Below are 26610 nucleotides of genomic sequence, written 5' to 3' on the forward strand. Positions count from 1 at the left end.
CCCGATCGCGACCGCATTCCCGTCACGCTCGCGCCGCGCGCAGGGAACAGAAGCGGGGCCGCGCGCGTCGTGATCTCCGGACCGGCCGGCACCTTTAGCGCGGCGGCGTCCGCGTCGCTCGGTTCAGGGAGGTGCTCGGGTTTGAACGGTATGGAGGGAGCGTCCCCGTCGCAGCGCGACCTGCGCCTCGACGTCTTTCGCGGCATCGCGCTGATCGTGATCGCGATCGCGCACGTGCCCTTCAACCCGCTCGCGGCGTACATGCCCGGACGGTTCGGCTATTCGGACGCGGCCGAGATCTTCGTCTTCGTGTCGGGTGCGGCGTCCGCGATCGCCTTCGGGCGGCTCTACGAGACGCGCGGCTTCGCGCTCGCCACCGCCCGCGTCGCCCAGCGCGTCTGGCAGGTCTATTGGGTCCATGTCGGCGTGTTCCTGGTCCTCGCGGCGTCGATGGCGCGGCTCGGCACGCTGCCGGACGGGGAGGGGCTCTACATCGAGCGGCTGTGGCTCGTGCCCTTCTTCGAGGACACGGTCGACAACCTGATCGCGTTCCTCACGCTCACCTACGTGCCGAATTATTTCGACATCCTGCCGATGTATCTCGTCATCCTCGCCATGATCCCGGTCGCGATGGCGCTGGCGCGGGTCTCGCCGCTCCTGGCGCTCGGCGCGTCGCTCGGCCTCTGGACGATCGCGCAGACCGGGGCGCTCGGGCTTCCGGCGGAGCCGTGGTCGGAAAGGCCGTGGTTCTTCGATCCCTTCGCCTGGCAGGTGCTGTTCTTCGCCGGCTTCTACGTCGCGCGCGGCACGATTCCCGTCCCCGCCTTCACGAAGCGACGGGTCGGCGCGGCGCTCGCGATCGTCGCGGGCAGCGCGCTCCTCGCCTGGGCGCCTGCCCGCGAGGCCGTGCCGGCGCTCGCGTCTCTCGCGGAGACGATCGTGCCGCTGGCGTCGAAGACGCAGCTCGGGATCGCGCGGATCGTGCATTTCCTCGCGCTCGCTTATTGCGCGGTCTACGTCGTCGAGCGCTGGGGCTGGGTGCTGCGAACCGCCGCGGCGGGCGCGCTGGCGCGGCTCGGCGGACAATCGCTCGCCGTGTTCGCGGTGGGGCTCGTCGCCTCGCAGGCGATGGGCGTCGCGCTCGACCATGTCGGCCGCGACGCGCTCCCCGTCATCCTCGTGAACGCCGCCGGAATCGCCGCGCTCTTCGCCTGCGCGGAGATCGCGATCTGGTTCAAGAGCGCGCCGTGGAAGGCGCGCCGCGCGAGCGCGCGCCCGCAGGTCGTGCCGGCGGAATAGATGGGTCAGCGGCGCGCGACGATGTCCACGCCCGCGGCCGGAACGCTCCGCCCGTCCCAGTCCACGGGTTCCGGTCCGTAATTGAAGGCGAACACGTGGTGCGGCGTTCGGCGCAGGCGCAGGCCCTCCGGCAGCGTCAGCGTCGCGATCCCCGTCTCGTCGCAGGCCTCGCCGAGGATGCGCGCGAGCGCTGCGGCATCGGGCCATCCGCCGAGATAGTCGATCGCGCCCGCGCGCATGCGGGCGGGTAGACCATCGGCGGTCTCCTCGACCACGTGCGCGGTGCCCTCCAGCACCTCGCGCCAATGCCGGAACGCGCCGCCGGCCGGCAGCCTCACCGCGACGTCCGGAGGCAGGCTCTCGACGCGGGCGACGCGCGCGTCGAGGCCGGGCAGATTCGGGGGAAGGGGCACGGGAATGGCGAAGTCGGCGGTCTTCGCATTCGTGCGCGGCCCCACCAGCACCCGCCCGTCGTGCCTGGCGATCGCGCCCGCGAGCGCGTCCGGCAGGGTGGCGAGGCCGGGGATCGCGACGACGCGCCAGGGCGAGAGATCCGCGGTCGAGGGCGGCACGACGTCCACGTCGAGCCCGAGCCGGCGCATCGCCCGATAGAAGGCGAAGCACAGGCGGAAATAGTCGAAGTCCGCGCCCTGCGGCTGCACCTCCCAGGCCCAGGCGCTCTCGTAATCGAAGACGAGGGCGACCGTGCCCGGCGCGGTGCCGACGTCGGGCATCGCCGCGATCTCGCGCGCGACCTGCGCCGCCTCGGCGAGGCCGGGCGCGGGGGCGTCGTCGGGGCGCAGGAGGCCGGCATGCATCTGCTCCTGCGCGAAGGGGGCCTGACGCCAGCGGAAGAAGCAGACCGCCTCCGCCCCGTGCGCGAAGGCCTCCCAGGCCCACAGTCGCACCATGCCCGGCAGCGGCGCGGGATTGTAGGGCGCCCAGTTCACGGGACCGGGCTGCTGCTCCATCACCCAGAGCCGCCCGCGGCCGACCGCGCGGTAGAGATCGTGGTGGAAGGCCTGGAAATCGGGGTCGCCCTGGCGCAGGTAGCGCGCCTTGTGCGCGGGCTCCGCCTCGAGCCGGTCCGAGAGGAAGCCGATCGGGTACGAATCCCAGGTCGCGATGTCGAGATCGGCGCCGACCGCGTAATGGTCGAAGTCGAGCACGCGGCCCATGTAATTGTGCAGGATCGGCGCCCGCGTGTGCCGGCGCAGGATGTCGACCTGCAGCTTGTTGAACGAGACGACCTCCTCGGAGGCGAAGCGGCGGAAATCGAGCGCGTGGGCCGGGTTCGGCTCGGTGACCGTGAGGTTCGGCAGCTCGATCTCCTCGAAGGAGCGATAGTCCATCGACCAGAACACGTTGCCCCAGGCGCGGTTCAGCGCCTGCGGCGACTGGTATTTTCGCGCGAGCCAGTCGCGGAAGGCGTCGCGCGCGGCGGGGGAATAGGAGCGGGTGGTGTCGTGGCAACCGTATTCGTTGTCGACCTGCCAGGCGACGACATGCGGATCATCGCCGTAGCGCCGGGCCAGGATCTCGACGATGCGCGCGCATTCGCGCCGATAACCTTCGTGGCTGAAGCAATAATGCCGGCGCGAGCCGAAGCGGCGCGGCTGCCCGCGCGCGTCGTGGGCGAGCATGTCGGGATGGCGCTCGAGCATCCAGCGCGGCGGCGTCGCGGTCGGCGTGCCGAGGACGACGCGCAGGCCCGCCGCACCGAGCGTCGCGATCGCGCGGTCGAGCCAGTCGAGCGCGAGCCGGCCGGGCTCCGGCTCCAGGCGCGACCAGGCGAATTCGCCGATGCGCACGAGGCTCAGCCCGGCCTCGACCATGCGCCGCGCATCGCGCGCCCACCATTCCTCCGGCCAGTGCTCCGGGTAATAGCAGATTCCCAGCGCGCGCGTCATGCGCTCTCCTCGGGCAGGATCACCCGCGGCTCGGGCAGGCCGCGGCCGATGCCGTGGGCGACGAAGGTCTTGCCGCTATCGGGATGAGCGGCGAGGCCGGCCGCGTCGAGATTCTCGCGGGCGGTGGTGCAATAGAGATCGCCGAGATCCGCCCCGCCGAAGGCCGGGCAGGAGGTGTGCGGGGCGTCGAAGGCGATCGCGCGCAGGAAGGATCCGTCCGGCGCATAGGCGGCGACGCGCGACGCGCCCCATTGCGCGATCCAGAGGACGCCGTCCGCATCGATCACCGCGCCGTCGGGGTTCAGCTCCTCCGCGGCGAGATCGAGGAACGTCTCCGGCTCGCCCGACGGCCAGCCCTGCGCGTCGAGCGCGACCTTCATCACCCGGCGCGTCGGCGTGTCGGTGAAATGGGCGGCGCGCCCGTCGGGGGTGAAGGCGATCGCGTTCGGGATGGTGATGCCGGGATAGAGCCGGCGCAGCTCCCCGCGATGGTAGCGGTAGATCGCGCCCGCGCCCGCTTGCGCGCGACGCCCCATCGTGCCGATCCAGAAGCCGCCCTGCCGGTCGGCGCGGCCGTCGTTCGAGCGGGTGCTCGGGTCGTCCGCCTCGAGCGGCGCGAGCACGCGCTCGGCGCCCGTCTCGAGATCGAGGACGAGGAGGCGCGTGCTCGTCGCGACGAGGAGCCGCGCGCGGTCGATCCAGCCGGCGGCGGAGGCCGGCTCGCCGAAGGAGCGCACCCGCCCCTCGCCGTGGAGATGGCCGGCGAGGATGTCGAACCAGAACAGAGCGCCGCGCTCGGGATGCCAGAGCGGGCCCTCGCCGAGCTCGCACGGGGTGTGGTCGAAGATCATCGTGTGCCTCCCGTTCTCGCCTCGTCGAATGAAGCCACCATGGCTTGCGCCCGCGCGCCGACCTGCGCCGCCGGCAGCCCCGGCTCGTAGAGCGCCGTGCCGATGCCGAAGCCCGTCGCGCCGGAAGCGAGCCAGGTCGCGAAATCGGACGGGCCGACGCCGCCGACGGCGAAGATCTCGGTGCCCTTCGGCAGAACCGCCATGAGCGCCTTGGCCGTCGCGGGGCCCGCCTGCGCGGCGGGGAAGAGCTTGAGCCCGTCGGCGCCCGCCTGCAGAGCGGCGAAGCACTCGGTCGCGGTGAAGACGCCGGGCAGTGAGACGAGCCCCGCCGCCTTCGCCGCGCGGATCACGTCCGGGTCGCAATTGGGCGACACCACGAGCCGCCCGCCGGCCTCCTTCACCGCAGCGACCGAGGCGACGTCGAGCACGGTCCCTGCGCCGAACAGAGCGCGGGACCCGAGCGCGTCGACCATGCGGCGCAGGCTCTCGAACGGCTGCGGCGAGTTCAGCGGCACCTCGATGCGGTCGATCCCCGCCGCGACGAGCGCCTCGGCGACGGGAACGGCTTCCGGCGGGGTGATGCCGCGCAGGATGGCGACGAGGGGGCGGCTCACGGCGTATCTCCGGTCTGGGCATGCGCGAGCGCAAGGCCCGAAAGCGTCATCTCGGCCCCGTCCGCGAGGCGCGGCGGGCCGTCGAGCGCCGCGAGCGCGCGGGCATAGAGGCGCGACAGCGACGGCGCGCCCACGATCGCGACACGCGCCCCCGTCCAGAGCGCGCGCGTCGCGGCGAGTTCCGTGCCGATCAGGAGGCCGGAGAGGCGGGCGCGGGCGCGGGCGGGGGGCAGCCCGGCGAGGAGCCCCTCCGCGCGGATCGCGAAGAGCCGCGCCGACAGCCGCTCGGGCGCCGCCTGCGCCGCCGCGACCGCCTCGTCGAAGGCGCCCTCGTCGAAGGCGTCCGACGCGCCGAGGCCGTGGCGCAGCACGGAGCGCTCGGACAGCAGCGCGTAGAGCTCGCCCGTCATGTGCGTCTCGAAGGAGGCGACGCGGCCCTGCGCCACGCGCGCCCATTTGGTGTGCGTGCCGGGCAGGCAGAGGACGCCCTCGAAACCGGGCTCGGCGGCGAGGAAGCCCGCGATCTGCGTCTCCTCCCCGCGCATGACGTCGGCCGGCGCACCCTGTGCGAGGCCGGGGACGATCGAGACGCGCAGCCGCCGATCGCGCGCGGGCGCCGCGACGAGCCGATCGGGCGAGAGCGGCGGGCAGGGCACCATCGCATAGGGCGCGGGCGCCCAGCCCTCGCGGGCGCCGACCATGCCGCAGGCGATGACGGGCACGACGCGGTCCGGCGCGAGCCAGGGCTCGACGAGGGCGAGGAGCGCCGGCTCGAAGGCGTCCGGCGAGAGCCCCGCCATGCCGGCTTCCGATTCCGCCTGTCCGCGCACGCCCTCCGGTCCCATCGCGCAGGCGCGCAGGCGGGAGGTTCCCCAATCGACGGCGATCCAGTCCGCCGCGTCCCGCTCTGCAGCCGGTTCGCCCATCAGCCGGTGACCACCACGCCGCCGTCGATGACGAGTGCCTGGCCGGTCATCATCCGCGAGGCGTCGGAGGCGAGGAACAGGCAGCCGGGCACGATGTCCTGCGGCGCGATCGTGTCCTTCAGGCATTGCCGCTCGAGATGGGCGGCGAGCCCCTCGGGCGTCACCCATTTGTCCTTCTGCTTCTGCGTCATCACCCAGCCCGGCGCGAGGGCGTTGACGCGGATGCGGTCGGGGCCGAATTCGCGCGCGAGGCTGCGGGTGAGCCCGTTGATGCCGGAATTCGCGCTCGTGTAGATCGGGTAGCCGGCATTGCCCATCATGTAGCTGATCGAGGAGAAGTTCACGATCGAGCCGCCGCCCGCGGCCTTCATGCCGGGGATCACCGCCTGCGCGGCGAAGAAATAGGCCTTCAGGTTGATCGCGATCGCCCAATCGAAATAGGCCTCGTCGACCTCGTCGGTCGCGTGGCGCTGGTCGTTCGCCGCGTTGTTGACGAGGATCCGGATCGGCCCGTGCGCCTCCGCGGCCCGCGCGATCGCGCCCTTGAGCGCGGCGATGTCGGTGATGTCGCAAGGAATGAAGAGCGGGCGGTTGCCGGTCGCCTGCGCCATCTCCTCCACGAAGCCGGAGGCGTCCGAGCGCTGCACGAAGGCGACGCGCGCGCCCTGGCGCAGGAAGCCCTCGGTGAGGGCGGCGCCGATGCCGGATCCGCCGCCGGTGATAAAGACGGAGGCGTTCTCGAGATCGGGGAAGCGGGGGAGATTCATCGGGAGCGCTCTCTCGTTCCAGGGGTCGGGCGCGTCGCGTCGCGCAGGAAGGCGGGCATGTAGTCGCCGTGCTCGGCGATCAGCGCGTCGACGAGGGCGCGGATCTGCGCGAGGTCGAGTTCGGCGGCCGTGCGCGGGTCCATCATGGCGGCATGATAGACGTGCTCGCGGCTCTCGGTCATCAGCGCGGCGACGGTGAGCTCCTGCACATTCAGATTGGTGCGGATGAGGGCGACGAGCTGCGGGGGGAGATCGGGAACCACGGTCGGCTGGACGCCGCTCGAATCGACGAGGCAGGGCACCTCCACCGCCGCGCCCTCGGGCAGCTGCGGGATCGCGCCGCGATTGCGCACGTTGCCGTAGATCACCGCCGGCTCGCCGGTGACGATCGCGTTCATGATCGTCGCGGCGTATTCCCGGCTCGGTTCGACCTCGATGCGCTCCGCCGCCCGGTATCGCGCGGCCTGCGCCTCCCAGGCGGCGATCTGCTCCTCGCAGCGGCGGGGATATTCGTCGAGGGGGATGCGGAAGCGCTCGATCAGGTCGGGGCGGTGGCTCTTGAGGAACCAGGGCACGTATTCGGCGAAATGCTCCGAGCTCTCGGTGACGAAATAGCCCAGATGCATCATCGCTTCGTAGCGCACGAGGTTGGGGCAGCGCGGGTTCCAGGCGCTCTCGAGCGGGATGCGCCCGGCGCGGTAGCCCTCGCGCAGGAGCGGGTAGAGGTCGCGCTCGCCCCCGCCCGGCAGCCGCTCGACGAGCTCGAGGAAGAAGGCCATGTGGTTGATGCCCCCCACCCGGTAGCGCAGGCGATCGACGGGGATGCCGAGATCGCGCGCGAGCTCGCCCGCCGTCCCCTGCACCGAATGGCACAGGCCCACCTGCGCGATGTCGGGAAAGCGCGCCCCCATCGCCCAGGTGTTGATCGCCATCGGGTTGACGTATTGCAGCATCAGCGCATCCGGGCACACCTCGCGCATGTCCTGCGCGATCGCCCACAGATGCGGCACGGTGCGCAGGCCGCGCATGATCCCGCCGATGCCGAGCGTGTCGGCGATCGTCTGGCGCAGGCCGAAGCGCTTCGGGATCTCGAAATCCGTCACCGTGCAGGGCCGGTAGCCGCCGATCTGGAAGGCGACCACGACGAAATCCGCTCCCTCCAGCGCCGCGCGGCGATCCGTATGCGTCTCGATCCGCGCCGGCGCGTCGAGGCTCGCCACGAGCTTTTGCGCGACGAGCGCGCTCTCCGCGAGCCGCTTCTCGTCGATGTCCATCAGCGCGACGGTGGCGTCCGCGAGGGCGGGGCGGGAGAGCACGTCGCCGACGATGTTCTTCATGAACACCGTCGAGCCCGCGCCGACGAAGGCGATCCGCGTCATGTCACGGCTCCGGTCACTTGACTGCTCCGAGCGTCAGGCCCGCGATGAAGTGCTTCTGCATCAGGAAGAACATCGCCACCGGCGGCAACGCGGCGACGATCGAGCCGGCGCTCATCATGTTGTAGGCGGCGCGGAACTGGCTGTTGAAGGCGGTGATCCCCGCCGTCACCGGCTGGCTGTCGGCGCCCTGCGTGAGCACGATCGCCCAGAAATAGTCGTTCCAGATGAAGGTGAAGATCAGGACCGCGAGCGCGGCGATGGCGGGCTTCATCAGCGGCAGGACCACGTACCAGAAGATCCGCACCTCGCTCACCCCCTCCACCCGCGCCGCCTCGATCAGCTCGCGCGGGAGCGCGCGAATGAAGTTGCGCATGAACAGGGTGCAGAAGCCGGTCTGGAAGGCGATGTGGAAGAGCACGAGGCCCGTGCGGGTGTCGTAGAGGCCGAGTTCGAGGGTGAGGTCGCGCACCGGCACCATCAGGATCTGGAAGGGCACGAAATTGCCCGCCACGAACATGAAGAAGATCCAGATGTCGCCCTTGAACCGGTACACGGCGAGCGCGAAGCCCGTCATGCAGGAGAGCGCCACCGCCCCGATCACGGTCGGCACCGTGACGAGGAACGAGTTGAGGAGGTAGCGCGGCATGTCGGAGCCGGTGAAGACGCGCCCGTAATTGGCGAGGAGGTCGAAGCGCGAGGGCGGGCCCCAGATGTTGCCGGTGACGAAATCCGCGTCCGGCTTCACCGAGAACAGGGCCACCATCAGGAGCGGCAGGAGCCAGATCGCGAGCGCGATCGGCAGGAGCACCTGGTAGCCGATGCGGACGGGAGCGACGGTGCGGGCGACTGGGGTCGGGAACATGGCTCAGCTCGCCCTCTCGTCGCGATGCATCTTGGCGAGGAAGGCGGCGACGTAGACCATCATGATCAGGAACAGCACCACCGCGATCGCCGCCCCGTAGCCCATCCGGAAGCCGAATTCCGAGAGCGCCACCTCGAACATGTAATAGGCGAGCACGCGGCTCGAGCCGAACGGGCCGCCATTCGTCATCACCGAGACCATGTCGAAGGAGCGCAGCGCCCCGATCACGGTCACCACCAGCGCGATGAAGGTCGCGGGGCGCAGCTGCGGCAGGATCACGTACCAGAGCATCCGCCAGCCCTTCGCCCCGTCGAGCCGCGCCGCCTCGACCTGCTCGGGATCGACCGCGTTGAGCCCCGTCAGGTAGAGGATCATGCAATAGGCCGTCTGCGGCCAGAGCCCCGCGAGGATGATCCCGAAGGTGACCGTGTCGGGATCGCCGAGGATGTTCACCGGCCCGAGCCCGAAGAGCGACAGGATCGGGTTCAGGAGCCCGATCGAGGGATTGTAGAACCAGGCGAAGACGAGCCCGACGACGACCTGCGAGATCACGAAGGGGAAGAAGAAGAGCGACTTGTAGAGCCGGATGAAGCGGACCTTCTGGTTCAGGAACAAGGCGATGAACAGCCCGCCCGGGATCGCGAGCAGATACAGGACGAGCCAGAGCACGTTGTTGGTGAGCGACGTGTAGAAGGCCGGATCGTCGAACAGCTCCTCGTAGTTCCGCAGCCCGATGAAGCGCGCCTCGCCGAGCCCGTCCCACTGGTAGAGCGAGATGTTGAACGATTGGAAGATCGGCGCGACGACGTAGATCGCAAAGAAGATCGCGCCAGGCGCCAGGAACAGGAACGGCGCCAGCGCGAGCTGGTTGGCGCGCCAGAAGCCGCGCGCGCGCATTTCGCGCACAGGTGGAGCCGTCATGTGCATCGCGCGAAGCCTCGTCCGTCGTGTCTCGGCGAGCGGCGTCGCGTCCCCGCGAGCCGCCCGAGCGCGCATGCCGCGCTCGCCCGCGTCGCCCGGATCGCCGTCGGCGTCCGGGACGACGGGTGCGCGGCGGCTAGTCCGCGATCACTCCCGGTAGACCCGCTCGCGCACGCGCTCGAGCCGCGTCAGGATCGCGTCGAGATTGTCGGGGCGCACCATGAATTCCTGGAAGCCCTCCATGGCCGCCGACGCCATCTCGGCGGGCGCGTCGCGGTCGAAGAACTGGGCGAGCGCGGAGGCGTTGGACAGCATCTCGAAGCCCGCCTGCAGGAACTTGTCGTCGCCCACGCGCGCGTCGCGGTGGACCGGCAATTGGCCGAGCTCCTCGTTGATGATCGTCTGGTTCTCCGGGTCGACGACGAAGCGCAGGAAGGCGCGGGCGGCCTCCTTGTTCTGGGCGCCGGCGGGGATGTGGAAGGTGTCGGTGGGCGCGTCCTCGGCCATCGGGATGCCGGCGGTGATCAGCGGGAACTGGGCGAAGCCGAGCTGATCGTCGGTCAGCCCCGCGTCGCGCAGCGGCGCCACCGCGAAGTTCCCCATGAGATACGCGCCCGCCTCGCCGTTCACGAGGAACGGCAGCGCCTCCTGCCAGGTGAAGCTCGTGTGGTTGTCGACGAAGGCGCCCATGTCGACGAGGGTGCGCCAATTGGCGAAGACCTCGCGCACGCGCTCGTCCGTCCAGGGGATCTCCCCGTTCGTGAGCGCCATGTGGAACTCGTAGCCGTGCGTGCGCAGGCTCAGATAGTCGAACCAGCCCGCGGCCGTCCACAGGAAGCGGGTGCCGATCGTGTAGCACTTGATGCCGTTCTCGAGGAGCGTGCGGCAATTCTCGAGCTCTTCTTCCCAGGTCGTCGCGGCGGTGAGGCCGAGACGATCGAAGATGTCGGAGCGGTAATAGAGCCCCCACTGGTAATAGGTGTAGGGCACGCCCCATTGCCGGCCGTCGATCGTCATCGAGGGCCGCGTTGAGGCGAGCGCCTCGCCGAGTTCGCCCTCCCAGAGGTCCGAGACGTCCTCGAACAGGCCCGCCGCCACGAAGGGCCGCATCCGGTTGCCGGCATACCAGGCGTTCACGTCCGGCGGATTGGCGGTGAGGTAGTTGCGGATCTGCGTCTTGTTGGCCTCGCGGTCGAGCACCGTCAGCTCGATCTCGAGCCCCGGATGCTTCTCCTGGAAGCGGGCGACGAGCCCCTCGATCGCCGAGCGCGGCGCCGGGTTCAGGTCGTTGAAGAAGATCCGCAGATTGCCCGTGAGCTCCTCTGCCTGCGCCGGGCCCGCGAGCGCGGTGCCGAGCGCGAAGGCCGCGAGGCTCGTCGCCAGAATGCCGGAAATGCCTTTTCGCATACGCGTCCTCCTCGTGTTCCGATCCCCATCGGGTTTCATTATTCGAAACTCGGTTTTGCTTCTTGAAACGAGTTCACCGAATGGATAGGCTTTTGTCAACCCTGGGAAGCGCGGGAACGGAATGGACGCGAGACGCAAGGCGGAGGCCGGCGACGGGACGGTCGGCAAGGCGGTGGAGGTGCTGGAGCTCGTTGCCGGCTTCGGGCGCCCCGTGCGCTTCACCGCGATCCTCGCCAGGAGCCACTATCCGAAGGCGACGCTCTACCGGCACCTGCGCACCCTCGTCGCCCAGGATCTCCTCGCCTACGACGAGGAGGCGCAGACCTACGCGCTCGGCATCCGGCTCGTGCGCCTCGCCCACGCCGCCTGGCGGCAGAGCTCGCTCGCCCCGATCGCGCGCGCCCATCTCGACGCGCTCTCGGCCGAGATCGGCGCGACCGTGCATCTCGCCCAGCTCGACCACGCCCACGTCCTCTACGTCGACAAGCGCAATGCCCGCGAGCCGATCGAGATGTTCAGCCAGGCGGGCAAGATCGGCCCGGCCTATTGCACGGGCGTCGGCAAGGCGATGCTCGCCGTCGTCGATCCGCGCTCGCGCCCCGAGCTGATCGCCCAGCAGAGCTTCCATCGCTTCACGCCGCGCACGATCACGCAGGCCGATGCGCTCGAGGCCGAACTCGCGCGCGTGCGGGCGTGCGGCTACGCCGTCGACGACGAGGAGCACGAGCCCGGCATCATCTGCGCCGCGGTGCCGATCCTCACGCGCGCCGGCCGGCTCATGGGGGCTCTCTCCGTCACCTCCTCGACCGCGCGCACGACACTCGACGCCCTCGTCGCCCGCGTGCCCCGCCTCCAGGCGGCGGCTCGTGCGATCGCGGGCGACATGGAGAGCTGGCGCTTTCCGGAGGAGGCGCGGGCGGCGGGGGCAGATTAGGGGAGGATCGAGTCGATGTCGGGTCTCGCTCTGCGCGGTGTGGTGAAGACGTTCGGCGACGCGAAGGTCGTCCACGGGGTCGATCTCGAGGTCGCGCACGGCGAGTTCTGCGTGTTCGTCGGCCCCTCCGGCTGCGGCAAGTCCACGCTGCTGCGCATGATCGCCGGCCTCGAGGAGACGACGGGCGGGGAGATCCACATCGGCGGTCGCGAGGTCACCCGCCTCGATCCGGCGAGCCGCGGGGTGGCGATGGTGTTCCAGAGCTACGCGCTCTACCCGCACATGAGCGTCGCCGAGAACATGGGCTTCGGGCTCAAGATGAACGGTCGGCCCAAGGCCGAGATCGCCGAGAAGGTCGCCCGCGCCGCCGAGATCCTGCGGCTCGGCGACTATCTCTCCCGCAAGCCCAAGCAGCTCTCCGGCGGGCAGCGCCAGCGCGTCGCCATCGGGCGCGCGATCGTGCGCGGGCCGGAGGTCTTCCTGTTCGACGAGCCGCTCTCCAATCTCGACGCCGAGCTGCGGGTCGAGATGCGCGTCGAGATCGCGCGCCTGCATCGCGAGATCGGCGCGACGATGGTCTACGTGACCCACGACCAGGTCGAGGCGATGACGCTCGCCGACAAGATCGTCGTGCTCCGCGGCGGCCGCGTCGAGCAGGCCGGGCGCCCGCTCGACCTCTATCGCGACCCGGACAACCGCTTCGTCGCCGGCTTCATCGGCTCGCCTGCGATGAATTTCCTCGATGCGCGGGCGGGCGCCGGAAGCGTGTCGGTGCCCGGGCTGGGCGACGCCTTCGTGCCGAGCGGGGCCGCGCGCGGGGCGGGCGAGGAGGCCGTCGTCGTCGGCATCCGCCCGCAGCACCTGCGCATCCTCCCCGGCGAGAGCCACCGCGTCGAGATGACCGAGGCGCTCGGCGGCGTCTCCTACGTGCACGCGATCGCGCCCACCGGCGAGAAGCTCGTCGCCGAGACCCGCGACGATGTGATCCACCCGCCCGGCGCCCGCATCGCGCTCGCCGTCGACCCCGAGCACCTGTTGCTCTTCCGCGCGCGCGACGGCGCCCGCCTGCGCGCCTGAGGGGCGGCGATCGTCTCGCGGCCCCCGGAACGCCTCCATCCGGCACACGTTGGCGGCACGGCGTACCCCCGGCGCCGCTGCCCGCAACGATCGCCAGTGGAGACGACTTCATGTTTCGCATGAGCTGCCCCGTCGCGCCCTCGCGCGCGCCCTCGCGCCGAGCCGTTCTCGGCGGCCTCGGCGCCCTGCTCGCGGGGACGACAGCGCTCGGCCGCGCCCCCGCCCTCGCCCACACCCAGACGGTGCACGGGCAGGGCGGCGGCATGACGCTCGGCTTCGACCCCGCCTATGTGCGCGGCGCCGTCGAGCCCTTCGCGCGCACCACCCTCTATGCCGGCGAGCGGCTCACCTGGCCGATGATCGGGCCGGGCTTTTCGAAGGAGGCGGCGATCCCGCCGCATCTGTGGGGGATGCTCTACGACGATTGGCGCCCGGCCATGGAGGAGGAGGGGCTCTCCGTCTTCCTCCAGGGTCTCGAGAATCGCGGGCCGGACAACGCCCGCAAGCGCATCTACACCTCCGCGCTCACCCCCGATCTCTACGAGCGCCATTACCGCCCGAAGGTCGCGCGCTTCCTCGAGCGCCTGTTCGATCCCGCCCACGAGGGCGAGCCGCTGATGGCGCGCTATTACGAGGATTATTGGGATCTCTACTGGGACCTGCATCTGGGCGTGCGCGACGACGCGATCCCGCCCGAGGTGCGCGAGATCGGCAACGCCTTCAACGCGGTGATCGGCTTCTGGGACCCGCGCTCGGAGGAGGTCTACCGCGCCTATATGCGCGTGCGCGAGCTGCGGCCCGGCCTGCGCGATTGGATCGACGCGCGGCTGCAGGACATCCTCGACGGCAATGTCGAGAACCCCGAGGCGACGATCGCCCATTACTGGCTCGTCAATGGCGGGGGCGGCGAGAACTTCAGGCGCGAGGACGTGGTCTTCGAGTGCTTCCACAATTTCCTCGCCTTCTCGCAATGGGGCAACACGCTCTATCGGATCATGGACCGGCTCGACCGCGAGAACGGGGACGCGGCGGTGCGCGACGCCTTCGACGCGGCGCTCGCCGATCCCGACGTGCGCGACGAGGACGGCCCGTTCACGCGGCTCGATCGGCTGACGATGGAGCTGTTCCGCACGATCTCGCCCAATACGGGCAGCCTCTCGACGCTCGCCGTGGCGCAGGAGGAGGACGAGCCGGTGGAGCACGCCTTCATCCTCCATCCGCATCCCGAGACGAGCGACGATCCGCGCCATTGGGAGGACCCGCAGGCCTTCGATCCGGACCGCTATCTGCGCGTTCCGACGAGCGCGCAGATCGACGAGGAGGCCTGCGCCGGCGCCGGGCTCGCCCGCTGCCCGTTCTCCCTCGTCGCGGCGGAGATGCCGGAGGAGCGCGACGTGCTGATGAGGAATTCGGGCTTCGGCACCGTGTTCGCGACGGTCGAGGGGCGCGATTTCCCCGTCGTCGATCATGCCGGCTTCGCACCGTTCGGCTTCGGCTATCGGCGCTGCGCCGGCGAATGGCTGACGATCGACTTCTTCAACGACGTCCTGCGCAAGATCCACGCGGAGAGCATCGTCTTCGCCCGCGCCGAGGTCGACGAGCCCGAGCGCCTGCCGGTGGGACCGGTGACCGTGATCGAGGACGACATCGCCTTCGAGCGCGCCTGAGCCGGCCGGGGAGGGGGCGTGCGTGCGCGCGCGCTCCCGGTCTGTTCCCCTTTCGGTCCAGTCGTGCTAGACGAGGCGCATGTCTGCGAGCGCGCCTCTCCCCGACGACTTCCCCGGCCTGCGACCCGACGGCCGCCAATCGCCCGCCGCGCTCGCGATCCAGCGCGGCGTGCGGCGGATGCTCGCGGCGATGGATTGCGCGAGCCTGTGCGAGTTCACCCTGCGCTCGGGGCGGCGGGCGGACGTGATCGCGCTCGCGCGCGACGGCTGCGTCTCGATCGTCGAGATCAAATCCAGCGTGCGCGATTTCCGCGCCGACCGGAAATGGCCGGATTACCGCGATTTCTGCGACCGGCTCTATTTCGCGGTCGATGCGTCGACCCCCCTCGACATCCTGCCGCCGGAGACCGGGCTCATCCTCGCCGACGGCTACGGCGCGGAGATCCTGCGCGAGCCGCCCCACCACCCCCTCGCGCCCGCCCGCCGCAAGGCCCTGACGCTACGCTTCGCCCGCGCCGCCGCCGCCGGCCTCCACGCCGCGACGGACCCCGAGGCGCGGGGCTTTCTGGGCGGGTTGTCGGAGGGTTGAGGGGGGCCGGGGATGACACCGCTGGAACACCCCGAAGCGCGATCGCAGGTCGGCTACGACCTCCCGGCCTCCAGCACCGCGTACACGTCCCCCGAATTCGCCTCGTGGGGGAGCGCGTCGAGGATGTCGGCCATGCGCGCGGCGGGAACCGTCTCGTCGGCGAGGGCGGCCGTCTCGCCGAGCGAGAGGGCGAAGCGGTAGGGCGCGCGCGCGGCGAGCCGCAGGAGGGCGCGCTGCGCGACGTCGCGCGCGATCGTCGTGAACTCGAAGGAGAGCGCCGGCACCGGCTGCGTGAGGCCGGCGAGCACCTCGTCCTCGAAGCCCTCCACGTCGATCTTGACGAAAGACGGGGAGCCGTGCGCGGCGATCAGCGCGTCGAGCGTCGTCATCGGCACCTCGATCTCCCGGTCCCAGGCCTGCCCCTCCCAGCCGCGCGCGCCCGCCGCCGCGGCGACGAAGGCGCTCGAGGCGGTCGTGACGGTGGGGTTCGCCGTGTTGACCGCAAGCCGCACCGTGCCGATCGCTCCCCCCGCGGCCGCCTGCACGAGCGCCACGTCCGCGTCGCGCCCGTGGATCAGGCGCAAGGCGCGCATCGCGGCGGGCTGCGGCTCGAGCGCGACGACGCGCGCGCCGAGCCGGCGGAAGCTCGCGGTGCGGTCCCCGACATGGGCGCCGATATCGAAGGCGAGATCGCCGGGGCGGACGAAACGCCGGTAGAGCGCATCGAGCGCCGCCCGCCGCGCGGGATCGCCGTGATAGAGGCGCAGGGAGCGCCCGATGGCGCGCGCGTTCGGCTTCATCGCAGGGAGCCCTCCCGCGCGGCGAGCGCCGCGAGCGCACGCGGCATCTCCCGCTCCTCGGGGATCGCGCACAGGCCAGCGCGCGCGAAGAGCGCTCCCAGGCGTGGATCGGCGGTGATCACGGCGAACGGCACCGCGAGAAGATAGCCGGCGCAGAACAGGAGCGCCACCGGCAGCGCGGCCGGGATCGTCGCCGCGACGACGGCGAGGATGCCGACGCCGAAGGCGGTCGCGGGCCAGCCGAAGCGCAACGCCTCGCCCCAGGAGACGCGATGGGCGTCGCGCGCCTGCCCGGTCCAGCCCGTGCCGCGCCCGAGCGCGAGCCCCAGCATGAACAAGGTGAGCCGCATCGAGGCCACGGCGCCGAGGATCGCCGAGAAGACGAGCTCGATCGCCGCCCCCGCCGCGAAGCGCCCCGCGCCCCCATAGGCCGCGACGCCGCCCTTCGTGAGCGCGAGATCGAGGAAGCCGATCACGCGCGGCGCGGTCGAGAGGGCGAGGAAGGCGAGATAGAAGGCGATCGCCGCCGCCACGGGGAAGGCGGCCGGGTCCGTCGTCGCCGCGATGACGGGCGCGAGCGCGAGGACGAGCGTCATCGCCGGCACCGCGGCGAACATCGCGATCGCGGTCACGAGCTGCACCCGGCTCGTCGGCACGAGGCCGGAGAGGCCGACGAGCTTGAGATATTGCAGGTTGCCCTGACACCAGCGCAGGTCGCGCTTCGAGAAATCGAGGAGCGTCGGCGGGTTTTCCTCCCACGAGCCGCCCTCGCGCGGCAGCACGCGCACCTCCCAGCCCGCGCGCCGCATCAGGACGGCCTCGACCTGATCGTGCGAGAGGACCGGGCCGCCGAGCGGCGGCGCCCCGCGCAAGGTCGGCAGCCGGCAATGGCGTCGGAAGGGGGCGATGCGCACGACGGCATTGTGCCCCCAATAGGGTCCGCAATCCCCCGTCCACCAGGCCGAGCCGAGCGTGTAGGGCCGCATCCCGTGGCGCATGCCGAACTGGAAGATGCGCGCGAAGGCGCTTGTCGACGGCGCTCCCACGACGAGGCTCTGCAGGATGCCGATGCGCGGGTTCGCCTGCACGATGCGGACCATGCGCAGGATCGCGTCCGCGCTCATCAGGCTGTCGGCATCGAGCGTGAGCATGAGCTCGTAATCGCGCCCCTGCCGCTCGAGGAAATCGCGGATGTTGCCGGCCTTGTAGCCGGTGTTGCGCGCGCGGCGGCGATAATGGATGCGCTCGGCCCCCGCCCCGGCCTGCGCCTTCCATGCGGCGATCGCGGCCTCCTCCTCGTCGGCGATGGCGGGATCGCTCGTGTCGGAGAGGACGAAATAGGCGAAGGCGTCGCCGGCGCCGGTCTCCTCCAGGCCCTCGCGCACGATCGCGAGACGGGCGAGCGCGCGGGCGGGGTCCTCGTTGCGAACGGTCATCACGATCGCGGTCGCCGCGACGATCGGCGCGTCCGTGTCCCCCGCCGCCGCGAAGGGGGCCACGGCGGCGATCGGATCGGGCGAGAGCCGTGCGATCGCAAAGCCGATCGCGGCGTTGACGAGGCCGAGCACCGTCCAGGGCGCGCAGATTGCGAAGGCGAGGAGGAAGGCGAGATCGACGAGGGAGAGACCGTCCGCCGCGAGGATCGCGCCCGCCCCGCCGACGAGCGCGAGGGTGCCGGTCCCGACGAGGCCCGCGACGAGGAGGCGGCGGCGGCGCCACGTCCGCGCCGTCGCGCCGGTCATCTGGACGGGGCGCGCATCCGTATGGGAAGAAGCGAGCGGCGTCGCCTCGCGGAGGCCGGTCGGTCGCACGAGATCGTTCATCCTTCCTCCGCTTGCGGCGTTTCTTCAGATTGCGACGGCGTCAGGCGCCGACGAGGACGACGAGGATCGGACGCGCCCCATGCACGAAGCACGCTCTCTCTGGTACGCGGCACGGGGCAAAGTGGACCTGCGGCGCGCGCCGCTTCCGCCCCGCCGCGACGATGCGGCGCGGATCGAGACGCTGTGGACGGGTCTCAGCCGCGGCACGGAGCGTCTCGTGTTCGAGGGCCGCGTGCCGGCCTCCGAGCGCGAGCGCATGCGCGCGCCGCTCCAGGAGGGCGATTTCCCGTTCCCCGTGAAATACGGCTACAGCGCGGTGGGCATCGTGCGCGAGGGGCCGGTCGCGCTCCTCGGCCGCAACGTCTTCGCGCTCGCGCCCCATCAGGACCTGTTCGACGCTCCCCTCTCCCTCCTGCAACCCGTGCCCGACGACGTGCCGGCGCGCCGCGCCGTGCTCGCGGCCAACATGGAGACGGCGCTCAACGCGGTCTGGGACGGCGGCGTCGCGCCCGGAGACCGGGTGGTGGTGATCGGGGCGGGCATGGTGGGCGCGCTCATGGCGTATCTTTGCGCGCGCATCCCCGGCACGCGGACGACCCTCGTCGACGTCGTGCCCGAGCGCCGCGCGATCGCGGACGCGCTCGGCTGCGGCTTTTCGAAACCGCTCGACGCGCCGGGCGACGCGGACGTCGTCTTCCACGCCTCCGCCACCGCGGCGGGCCTCTCCTGCGCGCTCGCCTGTGCGGGCGACGAGGCGCGGGTCGTGGAATTGTCCTGGTACGGCGAGCGGCCGGTCGAAATCGGGCTCGGCGCCCAATTCCACGCGGGCCGCCTCACCCTCGTCTCGAGCCAGGTCGGCCGGGTGCCGCCCATGCGCCGCGCGCGCTGGACGACCGGGCGCCGGCTCGCGACCGCGCTCGCCTTGCTAGCCGATCCGCTCCTCGACGCGCTGATCACGGAAGAGGTGCCCTTCGAGAGCCTCCCCGAGACCCTGCCGCGCCTCCTCGCCGCGGACGCGCCCGGCCTCGCCACCGCCATCCGCTATCGCGGCCGAGATCACTGACACGACACCCGAAGAAGAGGAAAGCCGATGTACGCCGTCGAGGTCCGCGATCACGTGATGATCGCCCATTCGTTCCGAGGAGACCTGTTCGGTCCCGCCCAGAAGCTGCACGGGGCGACCTTCGTCATCGACGTCGCCTTCTTCCGCGAGGATCTGTCGCCCGACGGCGTCGTCGTCGACATCGGCCGCGCGCACGAGGCGCTGAAGGCGACGCTCGCGCCGCTCAATTACCAGAACCTCGACGAGCTGCCGCAATTCTCGGGGCTCAACACGACGACCGAATTCCTCTGCAAGCACGTCTTCGACGCGATGGCCGACGCCGCTCGGACGGGACGGCTCGGGCCGGGCGGCGAGGGGATCGTGCGCATCAAGGTGACGATCTCGGAGAGCCACGTCGCGCGCGCCTGGTACGAGAGCGCGCTGTGAGCGCTCCGCTGCGCGCCGTTCTCGCCTTCCCCGGAGACCTCGACACGCCGACCGGCGGCTACGCCTATTGCCGGGCGGTGCTCGCGCGGCTCGGGTGTCACGGCGTCGAGGCCCGCCCGCTCTCGCTGCCGGCGTCCTTTCCCGCGCCGGAGGCGGGCGACGTCGCCGAGGCGATCGCGCGGCTCGCGGCGATCGAGGCCTCCGACGCGCTCCTCGTCGACGGGCTCGCCTACGGCGTCCTGCCGGCGCCGGCGCTCGAAAAGCTCGCGCGCCCGCTCGTCGCCCTCGTCCACCACCCGCTCGGGCTGGAGGCCGGTCTCGCGCCCGAGCGCGCGCGCGATCTCCTCGCGATGGAGGCGGCGGCGCTCGCGCGGGCGACGCGCATCGTCGCGGCGAGCCCGACGACGGCGCGGGTGATCGTCGACGATTTCGGCATCCCCGCCGACCGCGTCCACGTCGCCTTGCCCGGCACCGACCCGGCGCCGCGGGCGACGGGTTCGGAGAACGGCGGGCCGCTGCAGATCCTCGCGCTCGGCGCCGTGACGCTGCGCAAGGGCTTCGACCTCCTCGTCGAGGCGCTCGCGCCGCTCGCGGACCGCTCCTTCATCCTCACCATCGCCGGGCCGATCGACCGGGACGATGCCTGCGTCGCGGCCCTGCGCGAGAGGATCGCCGAGGCGGGCCTCGCCGACCGGGTGATCGTCACCGGCACGCTGGAGCCCGTCGCCCGCGACGCGGCGCTCGCAGGGGCCGACCTGTTCGTGTCGTCCTCGCTCTACGAGGGCTACGGCATGGCGCTCGCGGAGGCGCTGGCGCGGGGGCTGCCGATCGTCGCCTCGACGGGCGGGGCCGCCCACGAGACGGTGCCCGACGAGGCCGCCCTGAAGGTGCCGCCCGGCGATGTCGCCGCGCTTTCCGACGCGCTCGCCCGCGCCATCGACGACGCGGCCCTGCGCGCGCGGCTCGCCGACGCGTCCTTCGCGGCGGGCGCGCGCCTGCCGACCTTCGACGATACCACGCGCATCGTCGCCCAGGCTCTGCGCGAGAGCCTCGGCGCGCCCTCCGGAGCCTCGAGATGAGCGGATTCTCCCCCGATTGGCTCGATCTGCGCGAGGGCGCGGACCATCGCGCGCGCGACGCGGGCCTCGTGGCCCGCCTCGCCGAGGCGCTCGCGACCCGGCCCGCGCCGCTCGCGATCGTCGATCTCGGCTGCGGGCTCGGCTCGAACCTGCGCGCGCTCGCGCCCCGCCTGCCGCCTCGGCAGTCCTGGCGCCTCGTCGACCACGATCCGGCGCTGCTCGCCGCCGCCCGCGAGCGGCTCCTCGCCTGGGCCGAGACGGGGGAGGAGAGGGCGGACGGGTCGCTCGTGTTGCGGCACGGCGCGGCGACGCTCGCGGTGTCCTTCCACGAGGCCGATCTCGTCGCGGGGCTCGAGGCCGCGCTCGGCCCGCGCCCGGACCTCGTCACCGCCGCCGCTCTGTTCGACCTGTGCTCGGAGACCTTTCTCGCGCGCCTCGCGGATGCGGTCGCCGCGCACGGGGCGCTGTTCTACACGGCGCTCACCTACGACGGGCGCGAGACCTGGACGCCGCCCCATCCGGCGGACGCGGACGCGCTCGCCGCCTTCCTCGCCGACCAGCGCACCGACAAGGGATTCGGCCCCTCCGCGGGCCCAGACGCGAGCGCGGTCCTCGCCCGCCTCCTCGCCGCGCGCGGCTATCGCACGCAAGAGGCGGACAGCCCCTGGCGGCTCGCCGCGGGCGACGATTCCGACCTGATCCGGGCCCTGGCGCAGGGTCAGGCGCAGGCGCTCGCCGGGCGCCTGCCGGAGGCCGTGCGGGCGGATTGGCGCGCGGCGCGCGAGAGCGCGCGGGCGGCGTCGATCGGGCATGTCGATCTCCTGGCCGTCCCGGAGGGGTGAGCGGGGCGCGCGCGCCCACGCTTCTCGTGCACCTTCTCGTCCCGCTTCTTGCCAGGCCGGCGCTCGCGTGCCACCTTCCGCGCCGACTTGGCACCCGCTCGAGCGTCGTGATGAGCTTCTCCCCCATACCCGTCTTCGATGGCCACAACGACGCGCTGCTGCGTCTCCTGCGCGCCGGTTGCGGGTCCGAGGCGGCCTTCGTCGAGGGCGAGCCCGCGTGTCATCTCGATCTGGAGCGGGCGCGCGCGGGCCGGATGGTCGGCGGCTTCTTCGCGATCTACGTGCCGGACGAGGCCGTCGACGGCGCCGAGATCGACGCGCTGATGAGCCTTCCCGCCTACGACGTGCCGCTGCCCGCCCCGCTCGATCCGGCCTACGCGACGCGCACCGCGCTCGCCATGATGGCGATCCTGATCCGGCTCGGGCGGATCTCGCGCGGGGCGGTCCGGCTCGTCGGCTCGGTCGCCGAGATCGAGGCCGCGATGGAGGACGGCGCGCTCGCGGCCCTGCCCCACATGGAGGGCGCGGAGGCGATCGACCCCGATCTCCACGCGCTCGAGGTCTTCCACGCGGCGGGGCTGCGCTCGCTCGGCCCCGTCTGGAGCCGCCCGACGATCTTCGGCGAGGGCGTGCCCTTCCGCTATCCCTCCGGCCCCGATATCGGCGGCGGGCTGACCGAGCACGGCAAGCGGCTCGTGCGCGCCTGCAACCGGCTCGGCATCCTCGTCGATTGCTCGCATCTCAACGAGAAGGGTTTTCAGGACGTCGCCCGCATCTCGGACGCCCCGCTCGTCGCGACCCATTCGAACGCGCACGCGCTCTGCCCGCACGCGCGCAACCTCACCGACCGCCAGCTCGACGCGATCCGCGCGAGCGGGGGCGTGGTGGGGCTCAATTTCGCGACCTCCTTCATCCGTCCGGACGGCCGGCGCGAGCCCGACACGCCGCTCTCGATGATGGTCGATCAGATCGGCTATCTCGTGGACCGGCTCGGCATCGACGGCGTCGCGCTCGGCTCGGATTTCGACGGCGCCACCATCCCCGACGCGATCGGCGACGCCTCGGGCCTCCAGCGCCTGTTCGAGGCCCTCTCCGCCCGCGGCTACGACCGCGATGCGCTCGAGCGGATCGGATACCGCAACTGGCTGAGGGTGCTGCGGGTGACGCTCGGAGGGTGATCATACTCCCCTCTCCCGAAGGGGCTACGGCGCGCACGCATCGTGGTCCCTGCATGCGTTTGGCCAAAACGGTGCTGCCGATCGGTGCGGTCGCTCTCCTTCCCCTCAGGGGAAGGTGGCTCCGACCCCGAACAGGGGTCGGAGACGGATGGGGTCTTTCGAACCGAAGGGTCGAAGGGGCGTCGGGCTTCTCCTTACGTACGGCGGTCTACGACGACGCCCCTTCGCCGCTTGCGCGGCGAAAAACCCCATCCGACCCGTCGGCATCGCCGCCGGGCCACCTTCCCCTGAGGGGAAGGAGAGCGGCGGCGGACGGTTCGACGTCGAGGCTCCCGGTCACGCGCGGCGCGCGACCCGTGGAGCCCGCATCGGATCCCGTATTCCCTCACCCCTGCCCCTCTCCCTTTCGGGAGAGGGGTTCTCGCCGCTTTGCGTCGCGCAGGATCTCGCGGGCGGCGTTGCGGCCGGGGAGGCCGGTGACGCCGCCGCCGGGGTGGGTTCCCGAACCGCACATGTAGAGGCCGGGGAGGGGCGAGCGGTGGTCGGCGTGGCCGAGCACCGGGCGGGCGGAGAAGATCTGCCCGAGCGAGAGCGCGCCGTGGAAGATGTCGCCGCCGATAAGCCCGAATTCCCGCTCGAGCCCGGCTGGCGAGAGCACCTGGCGGGCGATCACCGAGGCGGCGAAGCCGGGCGCATGCGCGTCGACGGTGGCGATCATCAGATCCGCGACTGTCTCCTCGTGCGCGTCCCAGGAGGCGCCGCCGGGGAAATCGGCCGGGAGTTCGGGCAGGACGTGCTGGCAGAACAGGCTCGCCACGTGCGCGCCCTCCGGCGCGAGACTGTCGTCGAGCGTCGAGGGGATCAGCATCTCGACGATCGGCGCGCGCGACCAGCCATGGGCGCGGGCATCCGCATGAGCGCGGTCCATATAGGCGAGGGAGGGGGCGATCACGATGCCCGCCGTGTGGTGGTCGGCCGCCTCGCGACCGGGCCGGGCGGTAAAGCTCGGCAGCTCCGAGAGCGCCACGTTCATCCGGAAGGTGCCCGAGCCGCATTTGTAGCGGCGGATGCGCTCGCGGAAATCGGCCGGGAGCACCGCCGGATCGACGAGCCGCTCGAACAGGAGTTTGGGGTTGACGCTCGCCGCGACGCGCCCCGCGCGGTGGACCCGCCCGTCCTCCGTCACGGCTCCGACCGCGCGCCCCTTCTCGACCAGGATCTCGCGCACGCCGGCCCCGGTCTCGATCGCGACGCCCGCCTCGAGACAGGCCGCGCGCATCGCCTGCGTGATCGCGCCCATGCCGCCGATCGCGTGCCCCCAGACGCCCTTCTTGCCGTTGACCTCGCCGAAGCAATGATGCGCGAGGACGTAGGCCGTGCCGGGATGGTAGGGGCTCGCGAAATTGCCGACGACGGCGTCGAAGCCGAACAGGGCCTTGATCGGCTCGCTCTCGAAGAAGCGGTCGAGATAATCCGCGGCCGAGGCGGTGAAGATCTCGAGGAGCTCGCGGCGGGTCTCCATCGGCAGGCCCGCGACCTGCCGCCCGAGCGCGCCCGCGCGCCAGAGCTGCGGGAGCGCGGCGAGGAGGCCGCCTTCGGTGACGTTCGGCGGCGTCCGCCCGACGAGGACGCGCAGGAGATCCACCACCGCGTCGAGGCGCGCCTCGTAGGCGTCGAGCGCCTCGACGTCGCGGGTCGAGAAGCGGGCGAGCGACGCGCGGGTGCGGCCGGGGCCGGCTTCCAGCGCGCGCCCGTCGGGGAGCGGCAGGAAGTTCTGCATGCGCCGCTCGACGATCCGCAGCCCGTGCCGCGGCAGGTCCATCGCCCGGATCACCCCCGGATCGAGGAGCGAGACCGTGTAGGACGCGACCGAATTGCGGAAGCCGGGGTGGAATTCCTCCGTCACCGCCGCCCCGCCGACGACCGCGCGCCGCTCGAGCACGCGCACGGACAGACCCGCCGAGGCGAGATGGTGGGCGCAGACGAGGCCGTTATGGCCGCCGCCGACGACGAGGACATCGGTCATGGCAGAGGGTCCGGACGAGACGCGAGACGCATCGGCGAGGCATAGCCGATCCGGGCGGGGGCGTGAAGGACGCGCGGGCGCGCGGCCTCAGCCCCGCGCCGCGCTCTTCGCCTTCTCCACCCAGCGCCCCTCCTCGTCCTGCGCCCAATAGGACGCCTCGAGGCCGGCGGCGACGACGGCGCGCCAGCGCTCGCGGGCGGTCTGCGTCGCCTCCGGATCGGCGCCATCGAAGACGAGGAGGACGCGCGCGAAGGCGCTCGGATCGGCCGGCAGCGGGGCGCCGTCGACGAGGAAGAGCGCCTCCGGCCGGCCCGGGCGCGGCGGCGGCTGCGGGGCCGCCGCGATCACGATCTCGGCCTCGCCCGCCTCCGGGTCGCGATCGGTGACGTGGGGGAGGAAGCTCTCCTCGTCGTAGGTCCACAGGAGCGTGTCGAGCGCGTCGCGGCGCTCGGGCGTCGCGGTCTCGACCACGACCCGCATGCCGGCCGCGCGCGCCTTCTCGACGAGGCGGGGGAGCGCCTCGGCGAGCGTCGCGCGCTGGAGCTGGTAGAAGCGGACCTCGCTCAAACGGGGCCCTCCCCGCGCCCGCCGGGCGCGCTCATCCCTCGTAGGCGTCGCGGACGAGGCGGTCGACGAGGCGCACGCCGTAGCCCGAGCCCCAGGACTTGTTCACGTCCGTCTGCGGCGCCGCCATCGCGGTGCCGGCGAGGTCGACATGCGCCCACGGCGTGTCCTCGACGAAGCGCTTGAGGAATTGCGCCGCGGTGATCGCGCCGCCGTTGCGCCCGCCGGTATTCTTCATGTCGGCGAATTTCGAATCGATCTGCTTGTCGTAGGCCGGCCCGAGCGGCATCCGCCAGAGCTTGTCGCCCGACGCCTCGCCGGCCGCCAGGAGCTTGCCCGCGAGCGCGTCGTCGTTGCAGAACAGGCCCGCATATTCCTGGCCGAGCGCGACGATGATCGCCCCCGTCAGCGTCGCGAAATCGATCACCGCGTGCGGCTCGTGCTCGCGCCGCACGTAGGTGAGGAGGTCGGCGAGCACGAGGCGGCCCTCGGCGTCGGTGTTGATGATCTCGACCGTCTGCCCCGAGAGCGTCTCGACGATGTCGCCGGGGCGCTGGGCGCGGCCGTCGGGCATGTTCTCGACGAGGCCGATGATGCCCACCACGTTCGCCTTGGCCTTGCGGGCGGCGAGCGCGTGCATGGCGCCGACGACGCAGGCGGCGCCCGCCATGTCGCCCTTCATGTCCTCCATGCTGGCGGCGGGCTTGATCGAGATGCCGCCGGTGTCGAAGACGACGCCCTTGCCGACGAGCGCGAGCGGCTTGTCCTTCTTCGCGCCGCCCTGCCAGTGCATCACCGCGACCCGCGCCGGCCGCTCGGAGCCCTGGGCGACGCCGAGCAGCGCGCGCATGCCGATCTTGGCGAGCTGCTTCTCCTCGAGGATCGTCACCTCGACGCCGAGCTTCTCGAGATCGCGCGCGGCCTCCGCGAACTCGACCGGGCCGAGCGCGTTCGCCGGCTCGTTGACGAGGTCGCGGCAGAGATTGACGCCGGCGGCGAGGCTCTCGCGCGTCTTGGCGGCCTTCTTGGCGGCGGACGCGTCGGCGCAGGCGATCGCGAGACGCCCGCCGCCCTTCTCCTCCTCGTCGTCGCCGCCCTTCTTGCCCGCCTTCGACTTGTAGCGGTCGAACTTGTAGGCGCGCAGGCGGGCGCCGAGCGTGATCTCGGCGATCGCCTCCGCGTCGAGGGCGAGGTCGGGCGCGTCGGCGATCAGCGTCGCCTCGCGCCCCGCGATCTTGCCCTGGATCACCGCGCCGAGCGCGACGAGGTCGAGGCCCGCGCGGTCCTTCTCCCCGCCGAGGCCGACGACGATCAGCCGATCGGCGGACAGGCCCGCGGGGGCGGCGATCGTCAGCGTCGACTTGGCCTTGCCCTTGAAGCGCTCCGCCTTCGCCGCGCGCGCGATCAGCCCCGCGCCGTCGCCGAGAAGCTCGCGCGCCGTCGCGCCGAGCGCGAGCGCGTCGGAGACGAGAACGACGAGGTCTCCTGATTCGGGGAGGGTGGGGGCGGTGAACTCGATCTTGAGGGCGTCGGCCATAGGTACCTCGTACGCGCGCGCCCGGCTCGGATTTCGGCGCGCATCGCCCTCAACTTAAGCGTCGCGTGC

At 71.8% G+C, this 26610-nt stretch carries 24 protein-coding genes; 10 read left to right on the plus strand and 14 right to left on the minus strand.

From position 1 onward, the window contains the following. Positions 1-150 precede the first annotated feature (150 nt). Positions 151-1299, plus strand: coding sequence for an OpgC family protein (locus ACK4UM_RS00155; RefSeq protein WP_409794744.1), 1149 nt, complete (start codon positions 151-153; stop codon positions 1297-1299). Positions 1300-1304: 5 nt separating this feature from the next. On the opposite strand, the gene ACK4UM_RS00160 is transcribed toward ACK4UM_RS00155, so the two are convergent. The 9 genes from ACK4UM_RS00160 to ACK4UM_RS00200 form a co-directional block, all read right to left on the minus strand. Beyond that, a complete protein-coding gene (locus ACK4UM_RS00160; protein WP_409793892.1) occupies positions 1305-3209 on the minus strand; it encodes a beta-galactosidase in 1905 nt (634 codons plus the stop codon). Further along, the gene (locus ACK4UM_RS00165) at positions 3206-4060 is read right to left on the minus strand and encodes an SMP-30/gluconolactonase/LRE family protein (RefSeq protein WP_409793894.1); all 855 of its coding nucleotides are present in this window, start codon (positions 4058-4060) and stop codon (positions 3206-3208) included. Before ACK4UM_RS00165 ends, ACK4UM_RS00160 begins: the two co-directional genes overlap by 4 nt. Then, a complete protein-coding gene (locus ACK4UM_RS00170; protein WP_409793897.1) occupies positions 4057-4674 on the minus strand; it encodes a 2-dehydro-3-deoxy-6-phosphogalactonate aldolase in 618 nt (205 codons plus the stop codon). Before ACK4UM_RS00170 ends, ACK4UM_RS00165 begins: the two co-directional genes overlap by 4 nt. Next, positions 4671-5600: a 2-dehydro-3-deoxygalactonokinase gene (locus ACK4UM_RS00175; RefSeq protein WP_409793900.1), complete on the minus strand. Its 930-nt coding sequence runs from the start codon at positions 5598-5600 to the stop codon at positions 4671-4673. The genes ACK4UM_RS00170 and ACK4UM_RS00175 overlap by 4 nt, the downstream gene beginning before the upstream one ends. Next, entirely contained in the window at positions 5600-6367 is a 768-nt protein-coding gene (locus ACK4UM_RS00180; protein ID WP_409793903.1) for an SDR family NAD(P)-dependent oxidoreductase, read from the minus strand. Before ACK4UM_RS00180 ends, ACK4UM_RS00175 begins: the two co-directional genes overlap by 1 nt. Further along, positions 6364-7746 carry an alpha-glucosidase/alpha-galactosidase gene (locus ACK4UM_RS00185; protein WP_409793906.1) on the minus strand — a complete coding sequence of 461 codons (1383 nt, stop codon included), beginning with the start codon at positions 7744-7746 and terminating at the stop codon, positions 6364-6366. The genes ACK4UM_RS00180 and ACK4UM_RS00185 overlap by 4 nt, the downstream gene beginning before the upstream one ends. Positions 7747-7759: 13 nt before the next feature. Further along, positions 7760-8608, minus strand: a complete 849-nt coding sequence (locus ACK4UM_RS00190) for a carbohydrate ABC transporter permease (protein ID WP_409793908.1) — start codon at positions 8606-8608, stop codon at positions 7760-7762. A gap of 3 nt (positions 8609-8611) precedes the next feature. Further along, positions 8612-9529: a carbohydrate ABC transporter permease gene (locus ACK4UM_RS00195; RefSeq protein ID WP_409794746.1), complete on the minus strand. Its 918-nt coding sequence runs from the start codon at positions 9527-9529 to the stop codon at positions 8612-8614. Positions 9530-9676: 147 nt separating this feature from the next. Beyond that, the gene (locus ACK4UM_RS00200; protein ID WP_409793910.1) at positions 9677-10936 is read right to left on the minus strand and encodes an extracellular solute-binding protein; all 1260 of its coding nucleotides are present in this window, start codon (positions 10934-10936) and stop codon (positions 9677-9679) included. A gap of 121 nt (positions 10937-11057) precedes the next feature. Here ACK4UM_RS00200 and ACK4UM_RS00205 point away from each other — a divergent pair, with 121 nt between their 5' ends. From ACK4UM_RS00205 to ACK4UM_RS00220, 4 genes are all read left to right on the plus strand, one after another. Beyond that, positions 11058-11870: an IclR family transcriptional regulator gene (locus tag ACK4UM_RS00205; protein ID WP_409793913.1), complete on the plus strand. Its 813-nt coding sequence runs from the start codon at positions 11058-11060 to the stop codon at positions 11868-11870. A gap of 15 nt (positions 11871-11885) precedes the next feature. Beyond that, a complete protein-coding gene (locus tag ACK4UM_RS00210; RefSeq protein ID WP_409793916.1) occupies positions 11886-12947 on the plus strand; it encodes an ABC transporter ATP-binding protein in 1062 nt (353 codons plus the stop codon). A gap of 110 nt (positions 12948-13057) precedes the next feature. Next, positions 13058-14614: a hypothetical protein gene (locus ACK4UM_RS00215; protein ID WP_409793919.1), complete on the plus strand. Its 1557-nt coding sequence runs from the start codon at positions 13058-13060 to the stop codon at positions 14612-14614. Positions 14615-14693: 79 nt separating this feature from the next. Continuing rightward, positions 14694-15203, plus strand: a complete 510-nt coding sequence (locus tag ACK4UM_RS00220; RefSeq protein WP_409793921.1) for an MmcB family DNA repair protein — start codon at positions 14694-14696, stop codon at positions 15201-15203. A 53-nt stretch (positions 15204-15256) separates the two neighbouring features. Here the strand turns inward: ACK4UM_RS00220 and ACK4UM_RS00225 are convergent, their stop codons facing one another. Together ACK4UM_RS00225 and mdoH are read right to left on the minus strand one after the other, a co-directional pair. Next, complete coding sequence (locus tag ACK4UM_RS00225) at positions 15257-16003, minus strand: FkbM family methyltransferase (RefSeq protein ID WP_409793924.1); 747 nt, start codon at positions 16001-16003, stop codon at positions 15257-15259. Continuing rightward, the gene (mdoH, locus tag ACK4UM_RS00230; protein ID WP_409793927.1) at positions 16000-17826 is read right to left on the minus strand and encodes a glucans biosynthesis glucosyltransferase MdoH; all 1827 of its coding nucleotides are present in this window, start codon (positions 17824-17826) and stop codon (positions 16000-16002) included. Before mdoH ends, ACK4UM_RS00225 begins: the two co-directional genes overlap by 4 nt. 79 nt (positions 17827-17905) lie before the next feature. On the opposite strand from mdoH, the gene ACK4UM_RS00235 reads away from it, so the two are divergent. The 5 genes from ACK4UM_RS00235 (at position 17906) to ACK4UM_RS00255 (ending at position 22414) form a co-directional block, all read left to right on the plus strand. After that, complete coding sequence (locus ACK4UM_RS00235) at positions 17906-18889, plus strand: zinc-dependent alcohol dehydrogenase (protein ID WP_409793930.1); 984 nt, start codon at positions 17906-17908, stop codon at positions 18887-18889. 27 nt (positions 18890-18916) lie between these two features. Next, positions 18917-19315, plus strand: a complete 399-nt coding sequence (locus ACK4UM_RS00240) for a 6-pyruvoyl trahydropterin synthase family protein (RefSeq protein WP_409793933.1) — start codon at positions 18917-18919, stop codon at positions 19313-19315. Further along, complete coding sequence (locus ACK4UM_RS00245) at positions 19312-20394, plus strand: glycosyltransferase family 4 protein (protein WP_409793936.1); 1083 nt, start codon at positions 19312-19314, stop codon at positions 20392-20394. Before ACK4UM_RS00240 ends, ACK4UM_RS00245 begins: the two co-directional genes overlap by 4 nt. After that, positions 20391-21236: a class I SAM-dependent methyltransferase gene (locus tag ACK4UM_RS00250; protein WP_409793939.1), complete on the plus strand. Its 846-nt coding sequence runs from the start codon at positions 20391-20393 to the stop codon at positions 21234-21236. Before ACK4UM_RS00245 ends, ACK4UM_RS00250 begins: the two co-directional genes overlap by 4 nt. A 107-nt stretch (positions 21237-21343) precedes the next feature. Next, entirely contained in the window at positions 21344-22414 is a 1071-nt protein-coding gene (locus ACK4UM_RS00255; RefSeq protein ID WP_409793942.1) for a dipeptidase, read from the plus strand. A gap of 385 nt (positions 22415-22799) precedes the next feature. Here ACK4UM_RS00255 and ACK4UM_RS00260 read toward each other — a convergent pair whose 3' ends face one another. The 3 genes from ACK4UM_RS00260 to ACK4UM_RS00270 all read right to left on the minus strand — a co-directional run bounded on the left by ACK4UM_RS00260 (position 22800) and on the right by ACK4UM_RS00270 (position 26541). Beyond that, complete coding sequence (locus ACK4UM_RS00260; protein ID WP_409793945.1) at positions 22800-24440, minus strand: phytoene desaturase family protein; 1641 nt, start codon at positions 24438-24440, stop codon at positions 22800-22802. Between the two features lie 87 nt (positions 24441-24527). Then, a complete protein-coding gene (locus ACK4UM_RS00265) occupies positions 24528-25007 on the minus strand; it encodes a DNA polymerase III subunit chi (protein ID WP_409793948.1) in 480 nt (159 codons plus the stop codon). Between the two features lie 31 nt (positions 25008-25038). Further along, a complete protein-coding gene (locus tag ACK4UM_RS00270; protein WP_409793951.1) occupies positions 25039-26541 on the minus strand; it encodes a leucyl aminopeptidase in 1503 nt (500 codons plus the stop codon). Between the last annotated feature and the right edge of the window lie 69 nt (positions 26542-26610).

The organism is Salinarimonas sp., assembly GCF_046292825.1.
GTDB lineage: Bacteria > Pseudomonadota > Alphaproteobacteria > Rhizobiales > Beijerinckiaceae > Salinarimonas.